This is a genomic window from Rhizobium rosettiformans W3, from assembly GCF_004912135.1.
Lineage (GTDB): Bacteria > Pseudomonadota > Alphaproteobacteria > Rhizobiales > Rhizobiaceae > Allorhizobium > Allorhizobium rosettiformans.
In genome coordinates, this window is record NZ_STGU01000032.1 from 1 (window position 1) to 13,342 (window position 13,342).

Here is a 13,342-nt window from a genome sequence, read left to right on the forward strand (position 1 = left end):
CCTCGTCGACCCATCGCCTAATCCGGGGCAATCCTAGGAGTAGTTGACCGGCAGCCAGTCATAATTGGTGCTGTCTGTACGCACATGACCGATTCCGGGAAACGCAATATGCGCCCCTGCCACAAGATATTTGCCTTCCACCGCCTCCTTGAAGGCGAGGTCACGGGCAGCAACGGCAGCCTTCTGATCGATATCGAATTCTATGGCGACGCCGGGTTCATCGAACTGCAGGATCTCGCCATGGGTGATGTCGCCCCAGAAGACGATCTTCTGGCCTTCGCTTTCCAGCGTAATGGCGCTGTGACCCGGCGTGTGTCCCGCATAAAGAATGGAGCCCAGACCGGGAACGGGTGCTTGGCTGTCTCCAAAGATTTCGAATTTTCTGGCTTCCACATAGGGCGCCACACACTGGTCCGCCTCACTGAAATGCTGTTTGACGATGCCCGTCGCCGCCTCGGCGTTCTCCCGGCTAAGCCAGAATTTTGCCTCCCGCTCATTGACCCGCAATGTAGCGTTTGGAAAAGTGCGTTTGCCATTGCTCATCAGCCCGCCGGAATGATCGGTATGAATATGGGTGAGGACGACATCGTCAATGTCACCTACCTTGTAGCCGGAGGCCTCGATGTTGGACACGAGCTTGCCGAGCGACGGACCCAGATAGCCCCCGGTGCCCGCGTCGATCAGCACCAGTCGCTCCCCAGTATTGACCAGAAATGCATTGACGGAGGTCGGGACGGTTTCCGGCAAAAAGGCATCATTCAAGGCGCTCTGCGCGTGTTGTTCGCTGGTGTTGGTGTAGAGCTTAGCCAGCGGCAGAGGGATGGTGCCATCCGACAGGGCCGTAACCTCGGCGGAACCGATCTTCAGCCGGTAGAACCCAGGCGACTGAACAGCGGCATAGGGTGCCTTGGCCAAAGCAATTTGTGGTTTGACGAAGGGTGCTGTGATCAGACCGGTCAGTACGCCTTTGAGAATGGAACGACGGGATGGCATAGGGTTTGCTCCTTGGGTGAGTTGGGAACGGCTTGCAAGTTCCTGCTCATCAGCTAAGGATGCCGCCGTCAGCAATAAAATCGATACCAGTCATGCAAGTCATCGATCATTTCAATCTTCGTTCCTTCGACCTCAATCTTCTCGTTGCCTTCGATGCGATGATGGAAGAGATGAGCGTCACCCGTGCGGCGCGGCGCTTGAAGATCCAGCAGCCTGCCATGAGCCACAACATCTCGACCTTGCGCACGCTGTTTCAGGACGAGCTATTCATCCGCGTAGGACAGGTGATGAAGCCCACGACGCGGGCGCTGAATTTGTCCGGCCCGGTGCGGCAGGCTCTGCGACAGGCACAGGCAGCCGTGCTGATTGCAGACGCATTCGATCCGGCCACTGAGCGACGTACATTCAGGCTGGGGCTTTCCAGCGAGGTCGAACTATTGTTGCTGCCCGACCTGACCGCTCGGTTGCGCGATATTGCGCCGGGCATTCGTATTCTGGCTCGCGGCGGCGATGCACGGGAGATCGAGGCGATGCTGGATTCAGGTGTCGTCGACCTGTCTGTGGGATGCAGCTATCTCCCTGATTCACGACACCATTGCGAGCCGCTTTATCAGTCCAGCATACTGTGCTGTTTCAATCCGCAACTGCTGAAGCTTTCCGGTCCCGTGAGCCTTGATGCTTATATGGCAGCACAGCACGCCGTAATTTCGCAGACTGACAGTCTCCATGGCTGCGTCAAGGATGCGCTGGAACACGCGGGAGCAGAACTGGACGTGGTGGCTGCCGCGCCAGATTTCATGTCGATATTGGCAACAGCACGCTCATCAGCGGTGATTGCCACCGTATCTTCACGCATTGCGCTTCGTTACGGCCCTCTGCTGGGACTTGAGGTCAGCCCTGTACCACTGGCGCTGTCTTTCCCCCCGGTGGCAATGGTGTGGCCGCTTCAGATGGACAGCGATCTCGGTTGCGCCTGGTTGCGACAGCAGATCCGTGACGCGATGATCAGGAAGGACGAGAGCGACCTGGCGGATATCGAAGTGTGACGGGCAGCAGGGGATAGGTGTCAGTTGGTCGGTGTTTTCGCCTTGAACAGAGGCGAACCTATGACCGGTCCAAAAATGGGGGTGAAGACAACATTTCCTGCTGTCTCGCAACCGCCAATATCCACTTGTGAAAACGTTGCCCGTTAGGCTTTTCCAAAGCGGTCCTGTCCCAGGCGAGAAAGTAGCTTTCAGACAGTTTGAGCCGAATATCGAAAGGAACGACGAGTGTACCAGCCGCGATTTCTTCTTGGACCATCGAAAGCTGTGCCAACACAAAGCCTCTCCCGTTGACGGCAGCATCAATGGCGCTGCTCGAAAGCGTGAAGGAGAGACCGGAAAATGGCTGACTGTGATTGGCATTGACCAGCTTTGCCCAGTCACGCCATTGCGGCGAGGCCTTGTAATCGGATTCCCACTCCACGTTGAGAAGCGGAAAGGTCAAAACGTCCTCGGGTGATTGCGGTGGCCGGGCGGCGAGCAGCGCCGGTGAACAGGTAGGAACAACCCAGTCCGTAAACAGGTGAGCCACGTGCTCGTGCACGTATGACCGTCGACCGTATGTGATGCGAAAATCGACCTCTTCTGCCCCTAGGCGCGGCTCCTGATCCTGCCCGAAAATGCGCAATTGCGCGGTGGGACAGAGCTCCTGCCAGTCGAAAATCTTGCGACTTATCCACCGGCTGGCGACGGATGACAGCGCGCTTACCACGATACCGCCTTCGTTGCTTGCGCGCTTCAGGACGTTTGTCGCGAGCGCAAGCTGCTGAAAACCCTTGGAAACTTCTCGATAATAGAGCCGCCCCCAGGAGGACAGCTCGACGCGGCGACCTCGGCGCTCCAGGAGAGTCAATCCCAGGGCGTGTTCCAGATTGCGCACAAGCTGACTGATAGCACCTGGCGAAACGCCCAGATCTTCAGCGGCAGCGGTGATCGAACCGCAGCGACCGATCGCGTCGAAAGCCTGCAACGCACGAAGTGACAGGTTCTTCAAAGCGGCTCCTTTAGAATTCTCCCCAATTTAGATTTTCTAAAATAGAAAGCAGCCGCTTGCAACTTGTTGGCACCAGCAAAACGGCAAACACTCGGCCTGACAAAACGCAAGGAGAGCGAAATGTTTCTCAAGAACACTTGGTATGTTGCCGCCTGGGATCATGAGGTCGGGAGGGAGCTGAAGCCCGTGACTATCCTGGGTGAGAACATCGTTCTTTACCGCAAACAGGACGGCCAGGCCGCCGCACTCGAAGATGCCTGTCCCCATAGAAAGCTGCCGCTTTCCATGGGCCGCATCAAGGGCGACGATGTGGAATGCGGCTATCATGGCTTGACATTTGACTGTTCGGGCGCCTGCACCCGCGTGCCCGGTGCAGAGCGTATTCCGCATGTCGCCAAGGTTCGTTCCTATCCGGTCCACGAGCGCTACGGTCTTTTGTGGATCTGGATGGGCGGTGCGGAAAAAGCCAATCCGGACGAGATTTTCGAAGTCGAGCATTTCGGCGATCCAGCCTGGGGCATCAATCGTGGCGAGTCGATGATGCTGAACTGCAACTATCTTTACATGACGGACAATCTGCTCGACCCGTCGCACGTCGCATGGGTTCATCAGTCATCCTTCGCCAGCTCGGCTTGCGAGGAAACGCCGCTTGAAACGACCGTCAAGGAGGATGGTGTGACCGTCTGGCGCTGGATGATCGATTCCGAGCCCGCACCATTCTATGCGCCCTTCCTGCAATTCGAAGGCAATACCGACCGTAAGCAGCATTACGAAGTGCGCTATCCAAGCAATGCGATCATCAAGGCGATCTTCGCCCCGGCCTTCACCGGCGGCGAAGGCAAGCCCCTGCCCGACAACACCTTCCTGATGGACAGCTACAACTTCATGACGCCGGTCGATGAGAACAGGACGAAGTATTATTGGTTCCAGATGCGCAACTTCGCGCCTGACGACCCGGCGGTGTCCGCAAGCTTCGCCAAATCCGTGCGCGGCGCTTTCGAGGAAGACAGGATTGTTCTCGAAGCTGTTCAACACGGCATGGCCAACAAGCAGACGCCCAATCTCGATCTCAAGATCGATGTCGGCCCCTTGCGTTTCCGCCGCAAGCTGGCGCAGCTCATCGCCGAAGAAGCGGCAAGCCAGACGGCCAACCAGGCTGCGGAATAGGATTGCGCGGAATGCAACAGCCCGCATCCTCACGCTTCCAACCGTTCGAAGTGATCGCCAAGACCCGCGAAAGCGAGACGATTACCTCCTTCACGCTGGCGCCCCGCAACAAGGACCATTGGCGATCCTTTGAAGCAGGGCAGTTCCTCACCATCCGCATTCCGGATGGCGCGGATGGCCATGTGCTCCGAAACTATACGGTCTCGTCATCGCCCAGAGAAAGCGGGATTTATCGCATCAGCGTGAAACGTGAGGCCGCGCCGTCCGCTCAGCTGCCGCAGGGCTTTGGTTCCTGCTGGCTGCATGATGCAGTCGAACCCGGCATGGTGCTGGACATCGACACGCCGCGCGGCGCCTTCAGACTCGATACGGAAAGCACACGGCCTGTCGTGCTCCTGTCCGGCGGCGTTGGCCTGACGCCCACCGTCTCCATGCTTCATGTGCTTGCGCATGAAACGGATCGGCCCGTCTGGTTCATTCATGCCTGTGACAGCATGGCAGTCCATGCCCTGCGCAATGAGGTGGAAGGGCTCGCAGCGGCTCGCAGCGGCATCACGGTGCATTTCTGCCATCGTTTTGCCGGGGACGACGACATGCAGGCGGGTCGCTGCCATTCGACCGGCTTTCTCGGCCGCGAGGTGCTGCAAAAGTTGCTGCCGCTCGATGACTACGAGTTTTACATGTGTGGTCCGCCACCCTTCATGAAGGCGCTCTTCGGCATTCTGACCTGCCTTGGCGTGCGCAAGGAGCGGATTGCCTATGAATTCTTCGGTCCGGCCAGCCTGCTGTCCGAGCCGGAGCTGCAAACTGCCAAGCCGACTGCGCCGAATGCAGGCGATGGGACCGGCGCAACCGCGACTGTCAGCAATGATGGCATGCGGATCGTGTTGCAAAAGTCCGGACGGGAACTGGCCTGGACAGAATCTTGCAGCTCGCTTCTCGACTGTCTCGAAGCCAATGGCATCGAGCCAGAATTTTCCTGCCGCGCCGGGATTTGCGGCACCTGTGAACAGGGCTTTGTCTCCGGAGAGGTCGACTACTTCGAAGAGCCGCTCGATGAGGTGCCGCAAGGACGGGTGCTCCTGTGCTGCACCAAGCCGAAATCCTCAGTCGTTCTCGACCTTTGACCCGAGCCACCGGCATAGCCGAGCACACACTTTAGGGATACCGAAATGGATATGCCGCGAAAAGATATCACGCTCAATCCGCATGTAGCGGCTCTGCCGCCCTACAATGCCGGAATGAACATTGCTGCCGCACGCAAGCTCAGCGGTCGCGACGATATCGCAGCGCTTGCCAGCAATGAAAACCCGGATGGCTGTTCCCCCAAGGTGATGGCAGCGCTGGCAGGCGTGAATCCGTCGCGTTACTCCGATCCAGCCTGCACGACCTTGCGCGGCGCTCTGAGCACGAAGGTTGGCGTTGCAAGTGATCGGATCGTCATCGGCAACGGCTCGGAGGACATGATCGCAGCCATATGTCGCGCGGTACTCTGTCCTGGCGCACCGGTCGCCACGGTCTCACCCGGCTTCGGTCTGCACGAGATCGAAGCGTTGGCAAATGGCGCGACAGTCGACAAGGTGCCGATGCGCGCGGATCTCGACTTCGATGTGCCGGCAATTGTCGCTGCTCTTTCAAAGGCGCCGGCAATCTTCTTCCTCTCCTCACCGTCGAACCCGGTTGGCCCTGCCCTCAACACAGCCAGCCTCGAACAAATTCTCGCGGCAGTTTCTCACCAAACACTTCTCGTTCTGGACGAAGCCTATTTCGAATATGCCGACGACGAGACCCCAGACGGTCTGGAGCTCCTTTCCGGTTCAGGATTGAATTATGTGGTGCTGCGCACCTTTTCGAAGGCCTACGGACTTGCAGGACTTCGGGTTGGCTATGCGGTTTTCTCCGATGACCGTCTTGCCCGCGCCGTCAGCTCTTCGAAGACGCCCTTCAACGTCAACAGCGTGGCACAGATCGCTGCCGTTGCCGCACTCGATGACGATGCGTGGATGAAGTCATCCGTCGCATCGATGACGGGCGAACGCGCCCGGGTAGCAGAAGCACTGGTATCGATGGGATTGCGGGCTGCAAAATCGCAAACGAATTTTCTCTTCATCGATGTCGGCCTCGATAGCCAAAAGGCATTCGGTCACCTGCTATCGCACGGCATCATCGTCAAGCCATGGAAGGAGAAGGGTTATGAGACCTTCATCCGCATGACGATCGGAACACCGGCGGAAAACGACCGCTTCATTGCCGCGCTGCACATGCTTATCGCCAGATAAGGACGCCAGCGCGGCAACAAAAAAACAAAAAGCGGGCAACGACCCGCGGGAACGAACTGCGCGCGAAAGCGCATCACGATCAGAAGAACCGGGAGCTTTGTCGCATGGCATCTTCACCGCAGTCTGGCCTTTTCGCCGGGGACTTTTCGGCCTTGCGCGCGCGTTTTATCGCGGCCGCCCGCACCGCTGGCGCCAGTCTGTCAGAATATCCGCATCCTCTGCGCGGTCCGTCCGGTGAGCCGCTCGCAACCGATGTTGCCTATCTTGGACGGAGAGATGCGGCAAAGCTGATGGTGCTGATTTCCGGCACCCATGGGGTCGAGGGCCCCTTCGGTTCCGCTTGCCAGACCGCGTGGTTCTCACAGAACTCCCCCTGGCACCTGCCGGACGACACTGCTGTTCTCGCCATCCATCTGATCAATCCCTGGGGCACTGCCTGGTCGCGCCGGGTAAACGAAGACAATGTCGATCTCAACCGCAATTTCATCGACTGGAACAATATGCCGCCGAAGAATGAGCGCTATTGTGACCTGCACCCGCTTCTGCTCTGTCCCTCCTGGGATGGCCCCGAGCGCGATCAGATGGACGCAGCCTACGAAGCGGCCAAAGCGAAAGCCGGCGGCTATCAGGGCCTTGCACCCATCATAGAGGCCGGCCAATACGAGTATCCTGATGGCCTGTTCTATGGCGGCGACAGCCCAGTCTGGTCGAACCTGACTCTCCTCGAAATCCTGTCGACATTTGCCCGTCACCTCAAGGACGTTATCGTATTCGATCTCCACACGGGTGCCGGCCCCTACGCCTATCCCGCGCTTCTTTCCGTTGCCGAAAGCGAGCATTCCGGTCTGGACTGGGGGCGGGAGATGTTCGGCCCCGCCCTTTCGGTGGTGATGACGGGAAGACATGCCGCAACAGGCAGCGGCATTGCTGCGACGGCGACCGGCTATGTCTCGGCCGCTATTCGTCAGGCCATGCCAGCGGCGCGTGTTCTGCCACTCGTCATCGAATGCGGCACGCTGGAAGGCGAAACCGTATCGAACGCGGTCAAGGCGGATAACTGGCTGCATCTCTATGGCAAGTTGGATACGCCGCTTGGCGAGAGCATCAAAAATCAGATCCGCACCGCCTTCATTCCCGACGATGCCGACTGGCGCAAAGCCTGCCTTTCCACATCGCTGCGCCACTTCGACCGTGCCTTCGCACAATTGAAGACGCTCGGTGGGGCTGGTGTCGAGAAGGTCGTTCCAGCTGCCGCATCGGTCACGGTGCTCGCCAATCCGCATCACGACAAGCCGAAAACGGCCGAAAAGCCCGCTGTCGCAGTTCATGGCATTCACAAGCGCTTCGGGCCCTTGAGCGTGCTGAACGGCGTCGATGTCTTGGCAAAACGGGGTGAAGTGGTGTCAATGATCGGCTCGTCGGGTTCAGGCAAAAGCACCTTTCTGCGCTGCATCAATCTGCTGGAGCAGCCGGATCAGGGCCAGATCGTCATCGATGGCGAAGAAATCCAGATGAAGCGCGCCGCCAATGGGCGCGCAACCCCTGCCGATCGCCGACAAGTCGAGCGGATGCGCTCCCGCGTCGGAATGGTGTTCCAGAACTTCAATCTCTGGCCGCACATGACCGTGCTGGAGAACATCATCGAAGCGCCGGTACAGGTGCTGAAGGAGCACAAGGCCGAGGCCATCGACCATGCGCATGCGCTACTGAGGAAAGTCGGCCTTTCGGACAAGCATGCGCATTATCCGGGTCAACTCTCCGGCGGGCAGCAGCAGCGCGCCGCCATCGCCCGCACGCTTGCCATGCGCCCGAAGCTCATTCTTCTCGATGAGCCGACATCGGCGCTCGACCCGGAACTCGTCGGCGAGGTTCTGCGGGTCATCCGGCAACTGGCCGAAGAAGGCAACACGATGATCCTCGTGACTCACGAAATGCAGTTCGCGCGTGAGGTCTCACACAAGATTCTCTTCCTCCATCAAGGAAAAGTGGAGGAAGAGGGTGCTCCGGTAGACATGTTCAATGCACCGAGATCCGAACGGCTTCGCCAGTTCCTGTCTCGCACCCGATGACGCGTCCGCTGAAGAAACACGATCGATGACAATATCCACAAAAGGGGAATATCGACATGAATTTCAAAGCTCTGTCACTCGCTCTGCTCCTTGCTGGCGCAAGCACGGTTCAGGCCGCAGAGGGCCAGCTCTCCATCGGCACCGAAGGCGCCTATCCGCCATGGAGCATGGCCGATGCAGCCGGCAACGTCACGGGCTTCGATGCCGATGTCGGCAATCTGCTCTGTGAAAAGCTTGCGATGAAATGCAAATTCGTCGTTCAAGCCTTTGACGGCCTGATCCCGGCGCTAAAAGCCAATCGTTTCGACGTCATCATCTCCGGCATGTCGATCACGCAGGATCGCAAGAAGGAAATCGATTTCTCGGTCGGCTATGCCGAACTCGCAAACATGTTCGTGGTGCCGAAAAGCTCCGATCTGGCCGGCATCAAGGATATCGATGCGCTGCTGAAGGGCCTCGAAGGCAAGTCCATCGGCGTGCAGACCGGTACGACGCATGCCCACTTCGTCGAGAAGCGCATTCCGTCCGCCAATCTGAAGACCTATGACACGCTGGAAAACATGCAGATCGACCTCACGAGCGGTCGTATCGACGCGGCCTTCGCCGATGCGTCTGCCTTGCAGGACTTCCTGTCCAAGCCGGACGGCAAGGATTTCCAGTTCGTGGATGTGAAGGTTCAGAGCAAGTTCGACTCCACCCTCGGTGAGGGTATCGGCGTCGGCATTTCCAAGGACAATCCCGAACTGAAAGCCAAGATCGACGAGGCGCTCTGCACACTCGTCGCCGATGGCTCGATCGGTAAAGCCAGCCAGAAATGGTTCAAGATGGACATTTCGCGTCCCTGCAACTGATAACGCCGCCCCGCACGTGCAGACGTGCGGGGCGTCCCTACCCGATGAACTGTCGCGACTGATCCGGATGGTAGAGACACCAGGATCCAAGTCATGAATGAAGCCAATTGCCGAGGCGCAGCGCATGGAAAACAGTCTGATACTTGTCTGGGAAGGTGGATGGATCGGCGCGATCCTGCGCGGCACCGCGATCACCATCGCCGTCGGTCTCACCAGTATCGTCCTTGGCGCGATCATCGGCATGCTTTTCGGCCTCGTCAAATGGGCCAGGATCTTTCCGCTGACCATCGCAGTAACCGCCTACACGTCCCTGATCCGCGGCGTACCCGAACTGCTGATCATCTATCTTCTGTTCTTTTCCTCGGTCGAATTCGTCACCAAGGTCGCCACAGCCTTCGGCTACGCCGCTCTCGCCGATAATGGCTACGCTTTCATCATTGCCGTCATTGCCGTCGGTGCAATCTCCGGGGCCTATTCCACCGAAGTCATCCGCGGCGCGTTGGCCTCCATCCCGACCGGCCATATCGAGGCCGCACGCGCGCTGGGTCTTTCTCGCTATCGGATTTTTCGCCGGATCATCTTCCCACAAATGCTGCGCATCGCGCTCCCCGGCATGAACAATGTCTGGCAAGCGACGATCAAGGACACGGCGCTCGTCTCCGTCGTCGGCTTGCAGGAACTGATGCGCACGGCAAGCGTGGGGGCCGGAAGCACCCGCAATCCGCTGATCTTCTTCCTGATCGCCGCCATCGTCTACTTCATCATCACGATCATAAGCCAGGCCGGCTTCGATCGCGTCGAGCGTCTTGTCAGGCTAAGATCAAGGAGCTGATGCCATGGATATGGATTTTCTGTCGACGTCGATCCCCGTTCTTTTGCAAGGGCTGTCCAAAACTCTGATCCTGACCATTTTGTCGGTCGCAATCGGCTTTCATCTTGGGCTCGCGCTCGCCGTGGTGCGGATGTCCGAGCAGCGTTTTCTTGCAAACATCGCCAAATATTACAGCATGGTCTTCAGAGGTACGCCGCTCCTCGTGCAACTCTTCCTGTTCTATTACGGGCTGGCGCAAATCCCGTTCATCAAGGGGAACGCCGTGACATGGTGGCTCGTCAGCGACGGAACACGCTGTGCCGTCATGGCGATTGCGTTGAACACCGCCGCCTATACGTCAGAAATCCTGCGCGGCGGCCTGCTGTCGATCCCATCTGGACTCAAGGAAGCGGCGAAAGCATCCGGCATGTCACGCTTCACCTGTTTTCGCCGGATCGAGTTTCCGTTGGCCATCCGCCAGGCGCTGCCTGCCTATGGCAATGAGTTGATCCTCGTCGTCAAGGGCACGAGCCTTGCGTCCACGATCACGGTTCTGGAGATCACCGGCTATGCCAAACGCCTGATGAGCCAGACTTTCGCAATCTTCGAGGTCTTCACGCTGGCAGGTATCATCTACCTCATAATCAATCTGGTACTGGTGATGATGATCCGGCTGCTTGAAGGCCACCTGATGCGCCACGAGCCACGTTGACCCGCCCGTCTCGAACGAGCGCACCGCTTCTCACCCAAGGAAAACACATGTCCTGCCTGACCTCCGGCTTCAAGGCCGAGATCGCGACGATTGTCGGACGCGATTATGTGAAAGAAAACGATGCCGTATCGGCAATCGACTACGGCATTTTGCCTGAAAACCTCGGCGCCGGCATCGTCGTCCTGCCGGGCAGCACGGAGGAGCTGGCCGCCGTCGTCCGGTGTTGCCATGCAAGCAGTGTCGCCATCGTGACGCATGGCGGGCGAACCGGTCTTGTCGGCGGCGGCATTTCGCGACCCGGCGAAATCATCATTTCCACCGCCCGTCTCAACCGTATCACGTTTCTATCGCCCGTCGAAAATGTCGCCATTGTCGAGGCCGGGGTCACGCTTCAGGCGCTTCAGGAGGCAGCGGGCGAGTATGGGCTCGAACCCGGTATCGATCTGCCCTCCCGGGGCTCGGCAACGATCGGCGGCATGGCATCCACCAATGCCGGCGGAATTGCCGCATTCCGATACGGCGTGATGCGCCATCGTATCCTCGGACTAGAAGCGGTTCTCGCGGATGGGTCGATCTATTCCGATCTGACGCGCGTGGTGAAAAACACTGCGGGCTATGACCTCTCACACCTGTTCATCGGCAGCGAAGGGACACTCGGCATCATCACCAGGATTGCCATCAAGCTCGAACCTCGGCCCTCTTTCACCGCCACCACGCTGTTCGGCCTGCCCTCGACCCAAGCAGCCCTGAGCGCCATGCAGCGCGGCCTGAAGGCGCGGCATGGTCAGCTTCGCGCGGCAGAAGCGATCTGGCCGCATTATTTTTACCTGACATCGACCCATCACAACTGGTCAGCCGCCGACTATCGGGCAGACCACCCCATCAATCTTTTGCTCTGCATTGGCGGAAACGACGACGCAGATGTTCAGAGCGAGATTGAAAACATCTACGAGGACGTCGCCACGGACTACCCCGATATCTCCGCCGTCATCGCCTCATCAAAGGCGCAGGAGAAGGCCATCTGGGCTCTGCGAGAAGACACGGACCTGATCTACCGCAAATATCCTGGCGCACCGTCATATGACGTGTCGGTACCGCTTTCCGAAGTGGAAGCCTATCTCGACCGGTGCATGGCGAAGCTGAAGACGCTCGACCCGGAACTGAGCCCTTACGTCTTCGGGCATCTTGGGGACGGCAATCTGCATGTTGTCTTAAATACTGCTCATGATGCAATGGACGGCGAGAAAATCAGGGCGATTGAAGAGATATTCTATACCGGACTGAATGCCCTAGGCGGCACCTTTTCCGCCGAACATGGCATCGGCAGCAAGAGGGCGCAAACTTTGATTGCACAAATTAATCATGGCAAGTGGATGTTGATGAGGCAGTTGAAATGGAGCCTTGATCCGACGAATACGCTGAACCCAGGCAAAGTTTTGACTGAATAGCTGACCACAAAAACCGCCACTGGATGCACGGATTATTCGCCGGAAGAATTGAGATCATGACCTGTGCCCCGTTCTCACTCCAATTTTCATGGCTCAGGTCAACAGGTCAAAGCTCAGCCAGCCTTCGGTTTCTGGCGTGCAGAAACGCCAAAAGCCCCACGGATGGGGCTTTGATGGCATCGGAGTGATGGTTGGTTGCGGGGGCAGGATTTGAACCTGCGGCCTTCAGGTTATGAGCCTGACGAGCTACCGGGCTGCTCCACCCCGCGTTACCAGGTATTTGCTTTAGCAAATACCGACAGAGCAAACTCTTGAGTTTGCGTCTCAATCCGGTTTTTGCCGCAGGCAAAATACCGTAGGAGTTATCTGCATTCCAAACAGCAAAAGGGCCGCTTGATTAGCGGCCCTAAGATTTCGGCAGGGCCGACTGAGTGACGAGAAGATTGTGGCTTTGCGTTCGCAAAACCCGACAACATTGCCTTTAGCAGACCTGGCAGCGACCTACTCTCCCGCGTCTTGAGACGAAGTACCATTGGCGCTGGGGCGTTTCACGGCCGTGTTCGGAATGGGAACGGGTGCAGCCACCCCGCCATGACCACCAGGTCGGCTAAGGGCAATGTTGTTGAGAAGCTGGTAACTAGGACTTAGCCAATAGGCAGTAGCCAATAGTTTTTTTAACACGTCGTGGAATTGGCATGAGGCTATTGCCTACTGCCTAATTCCTACTGGCTGCTCACAGCGGACGAATGCGTTGCATTCGCCGCGAGATGAGCACAAGCAATGAGAACGATCAAGCCAATCGGGCTATTAGTAACGGTAAGCTTCACTCATTACTGAGCTTCCACACCCGTCCTATCAACGTGGTCGTCTTCCACGGCCCTGATAGGGAATACTCGTTTTCAGGTGGGTTTCCCGCTTAGATGCCTTCAGCGGTTATCCCTTCCATATATAGCTACCCTGCTATGCCGTTGGCAC

At 58.0% G+C, this 13,342-nt stretch carries 11 protein-coding genes, 1 tRNA gene and 2 rRNA genes; 9 read left to right on the forward strand and 5 right to left on the reverse strand.

The window, feature by feature from the left end; genetic code table 11:
• Window positions 1-33: 33 nt before the first annotated feature.
• Window positions 34-993 (reverse strand): MBL fold metallo-hydrolase, encoded by a 960-nt coding sequence (locus FAA86_RS23430; RefSeq protein WP_110794139.1) that lies wholly within the window; start codon window positions 991-993, stop codon window positions 34-36.
• 92 nt (window positions 994-1,085) lie between these two features.
• On the opposite strand from FAA86_RS23430, the gene FAA86_RS23435 reads away from it, so the two are divergent.
• Window positions 1,086-2,039, forward strand: a complete 954-nt coding sequence (locus FAA86_RS23435) for a LysR family transcriptional regulator (RefSeq protein ID WP_110794138.1) — start codon at window positions 1,086-1,088, stop codon at window positions 2,037-2,039.
• Between the two features lie 58 nt (window positions 2,040-2,097).
• On the opposite strand, the gene FAA86_RS23440 is transcribed toward FAA86_RS23435, so the two are convergent.
• Window positions 2,098-3,030, reverse strand: a complete 933-nt coding sequence (locus FAA86_RS23440) for a LysR substrate-binding domain-containing protein (protein ID WP_110794127.1) — start codon at window positions 3,028-3,030, stop codon at window positions 2,098-2,100.
• A gap of 120 nt (window positions 3,031-3,150) precedes the next feature.
• On the opposite strand from FAA86_RS23440, the gene FAA86_RS23445 reads away from it, so the two are divergent.
• The 8 genes from FAA86_RS23445 (at window position 3,151) to FAA86_RS23480 (ending at window position 12,367) form a co-directional block, all read left to right on the forward strand.
• Window positions 3,151-4,197, forward strand: coding sequence for an aromatic ring-hydroxylating dioxygenase subunit alpha (locus FAA86_RS23445; protein ID WP_110794128.1), 1,047 nt, complete (start codon window positions 3,151-3,153; stop codon window positions 4,195-4,197).
• 11 nt (window positions 4,198-4,208) lie between these two features.
• The gene (locus FAA86_RS23450) at window positions 4,209-5,324 is read left to right on the forward strand and encodes a 2Fe-2S iron-sulfur cluster-binding protein (RefSeq protein WP_110794129.1); all 1,116 of its coding nucleotides are present in this window, start codon (window positions 4,209-4,211) and stop codon (window positions 5,322-5,324) included.
• A gap of 45 nt (window positions 5,325-5,369) precedes the next feature.
• Window positions 5,370-6,476, forward strand: a complete 1,107-nt coding sequence (gene hisC, locus FAA86_RS23455) for a histidinol-phosphate transaminase (RefSeq protein WP_245409036.1) — start codon at window positions 5,370-5,372, stop codon at window positions 6,474-6,476.
• Window positions 6,477-6,580: 104 nt separating this feature from the next.
• Window positions 6,581-8,545, forward strand: coding sequence for a DUF2817 domain-containing protein (locus FAA86_RS25240; RefSeq protein WP_110794130.1), 1,965 nt, complete (start codon window positions 6,581-6,583; stop codon window positions 8,543-8,545).
• A 56-nt stretch (window positions 8,546-8,601) separates the two neighbouring features.
• Window positions 8,602-9,396 (forward strand): transporter substrate-binding domain-containing protein, encoded by a 795-nt coding sequence (locus FAA86_RS23465; protein ID WP_110794131.1) that lies wholly within the window; start codon window positions 8,602-8,604, stop codon window positions 9,394-9,396.
• Window positions 9,397-9,520: 124 nt separating this feature from the next.
• Window positions 9,521-10,228, forward strand: a complete 708-nt coding sequence (locus tag FAA86_RS23470) for an ABC transporter permease (RefSeq protein WP_110794135.1) — start codon at window positions 9,521-9,523, stop codon at window positions 10,226-10,228.
• A gap of 4 nt (window positions 10,229-10,232) precedes the next feature.
• Entirely contained in the window at window positions 10,233-10,919 is a 687-nt protein-coding gene (locus tag FAA86_RS23475) for an ABC transporter permease (protein WP_110794132.1), read from the forward strand.
• Between the two features lie 47 nt (window positions 10,920-10,966).
• Window positions 10,967-12,367, forward strand: coding sequence for an FAD-binding oxidoreductase (locus FAA86_RS23480; protein WP_110794133.1), 1,401 nt, complete (start codon window positions 10,967-10,969; stop codon window positions 12,365-12,367).
• Window positions 12,368-12,559: 192 nt separating this feature from the next.
• Here the strand turns inward: FAA86_RS23480 and FAA86_RS23485 are convergent.
• The 3 genes from FAA86_RS23485 to FAA86_RS23495 form a co-directional block, all read right to left on the reverse strand.
• A tRNA-Met gene (locus FAA86_RS23485) sits at window positions 12,560-12,636 on the reverse strand.
• A gap of 219 nt (window positions 12,637-12,855) precedes the next feature.
• Window positions 12,856-12,970 (reverse strand): 5S ribosomal RNA (rrf, locus tag FAA86_RS23490).
• Window positions 12,971-13,153: 183 nt separating this feature from the next.
• Window positions 13,154-13,342: ribosomal RNA gene (locus FAA86_RS23495) — 23S ribosomal RNA — on the reverse strand; the annotation flags it as partial.

Excerpts from the sequence above, each read along its gene's own strand:
- FAA86_RS23430 (WP_110794139.1), bottom strand. The coding sequence starts at position 993 with ATGCCATCCCGTCGTTCCATTCTCAAAGGCGTACTGACCGGTCTGATC.
- FAA86_RS23435 (WP_110794138.1), top strand. The coding sequence starts at position 1,086 with ATGCAAGTCATCGATCATTTCAATCTTCGTTCCTTCGACCTCAATCTT.
- FAA86_RS23445 (WP_110794128.1), top strand. The coding sequence starts at position 3,151 with ATGTTTCTCAAGAACACTTGGTATGTTGCCGCCTGGGATCATGAGGTC.
- FAA86_RS23450 (WP_110794129.1), top strand. The coding sequence starts at position 4,209 with ATGCAACAGCCCGCATCCTCACGCTTCCAACCGTTCGAAGTGATCGCC.
- hisC (WP_245409036.1), top strand. The coding sequence starts at position 5,370 with ATGGATATGCCGCGAAAAGATATCACGCTCAATCCGCATGTAGCGGCT.
- FAA86_RS25240 (WP_110794130.1), top strand. The coding sequence starts at position 6,581 with ATGGCATCTTCACCGCAGTCTGGCCTTTTCGCCGGGGACTTTTCGGCC.
- FAA86_RS23465 (WP_110794131.1), top strand. The coding sequence starts at position 8,602 with ATGAATTTCAAAGCTCTGTCACTCGCTCTGCTCCTTGCTGGCGCAAGC.
- FAA86_RS23470 (WP_110794135.1), top strand. The coding sequence starts at position 9,521 with ATGGAAAACAGTCTGATACTTGTCTGGGAAGGTGGATGGATCGGCGCG.
- FAA86_RS23475 (WP_110794132.1), top strand. The coding sequence starts at position 10,233 with ATGGATATGGATTTTCTGTCGACGTCGATCCCCGTTCTTTTGCAAGGG.
- FAA86_RS23480 (WP_110794133.1), top strand. The coding sequence starts at position 10,967 with ATGTCCTGCCTGACCTCCGGCTTCAAGGCCGAGATCGCGACGATTGTC.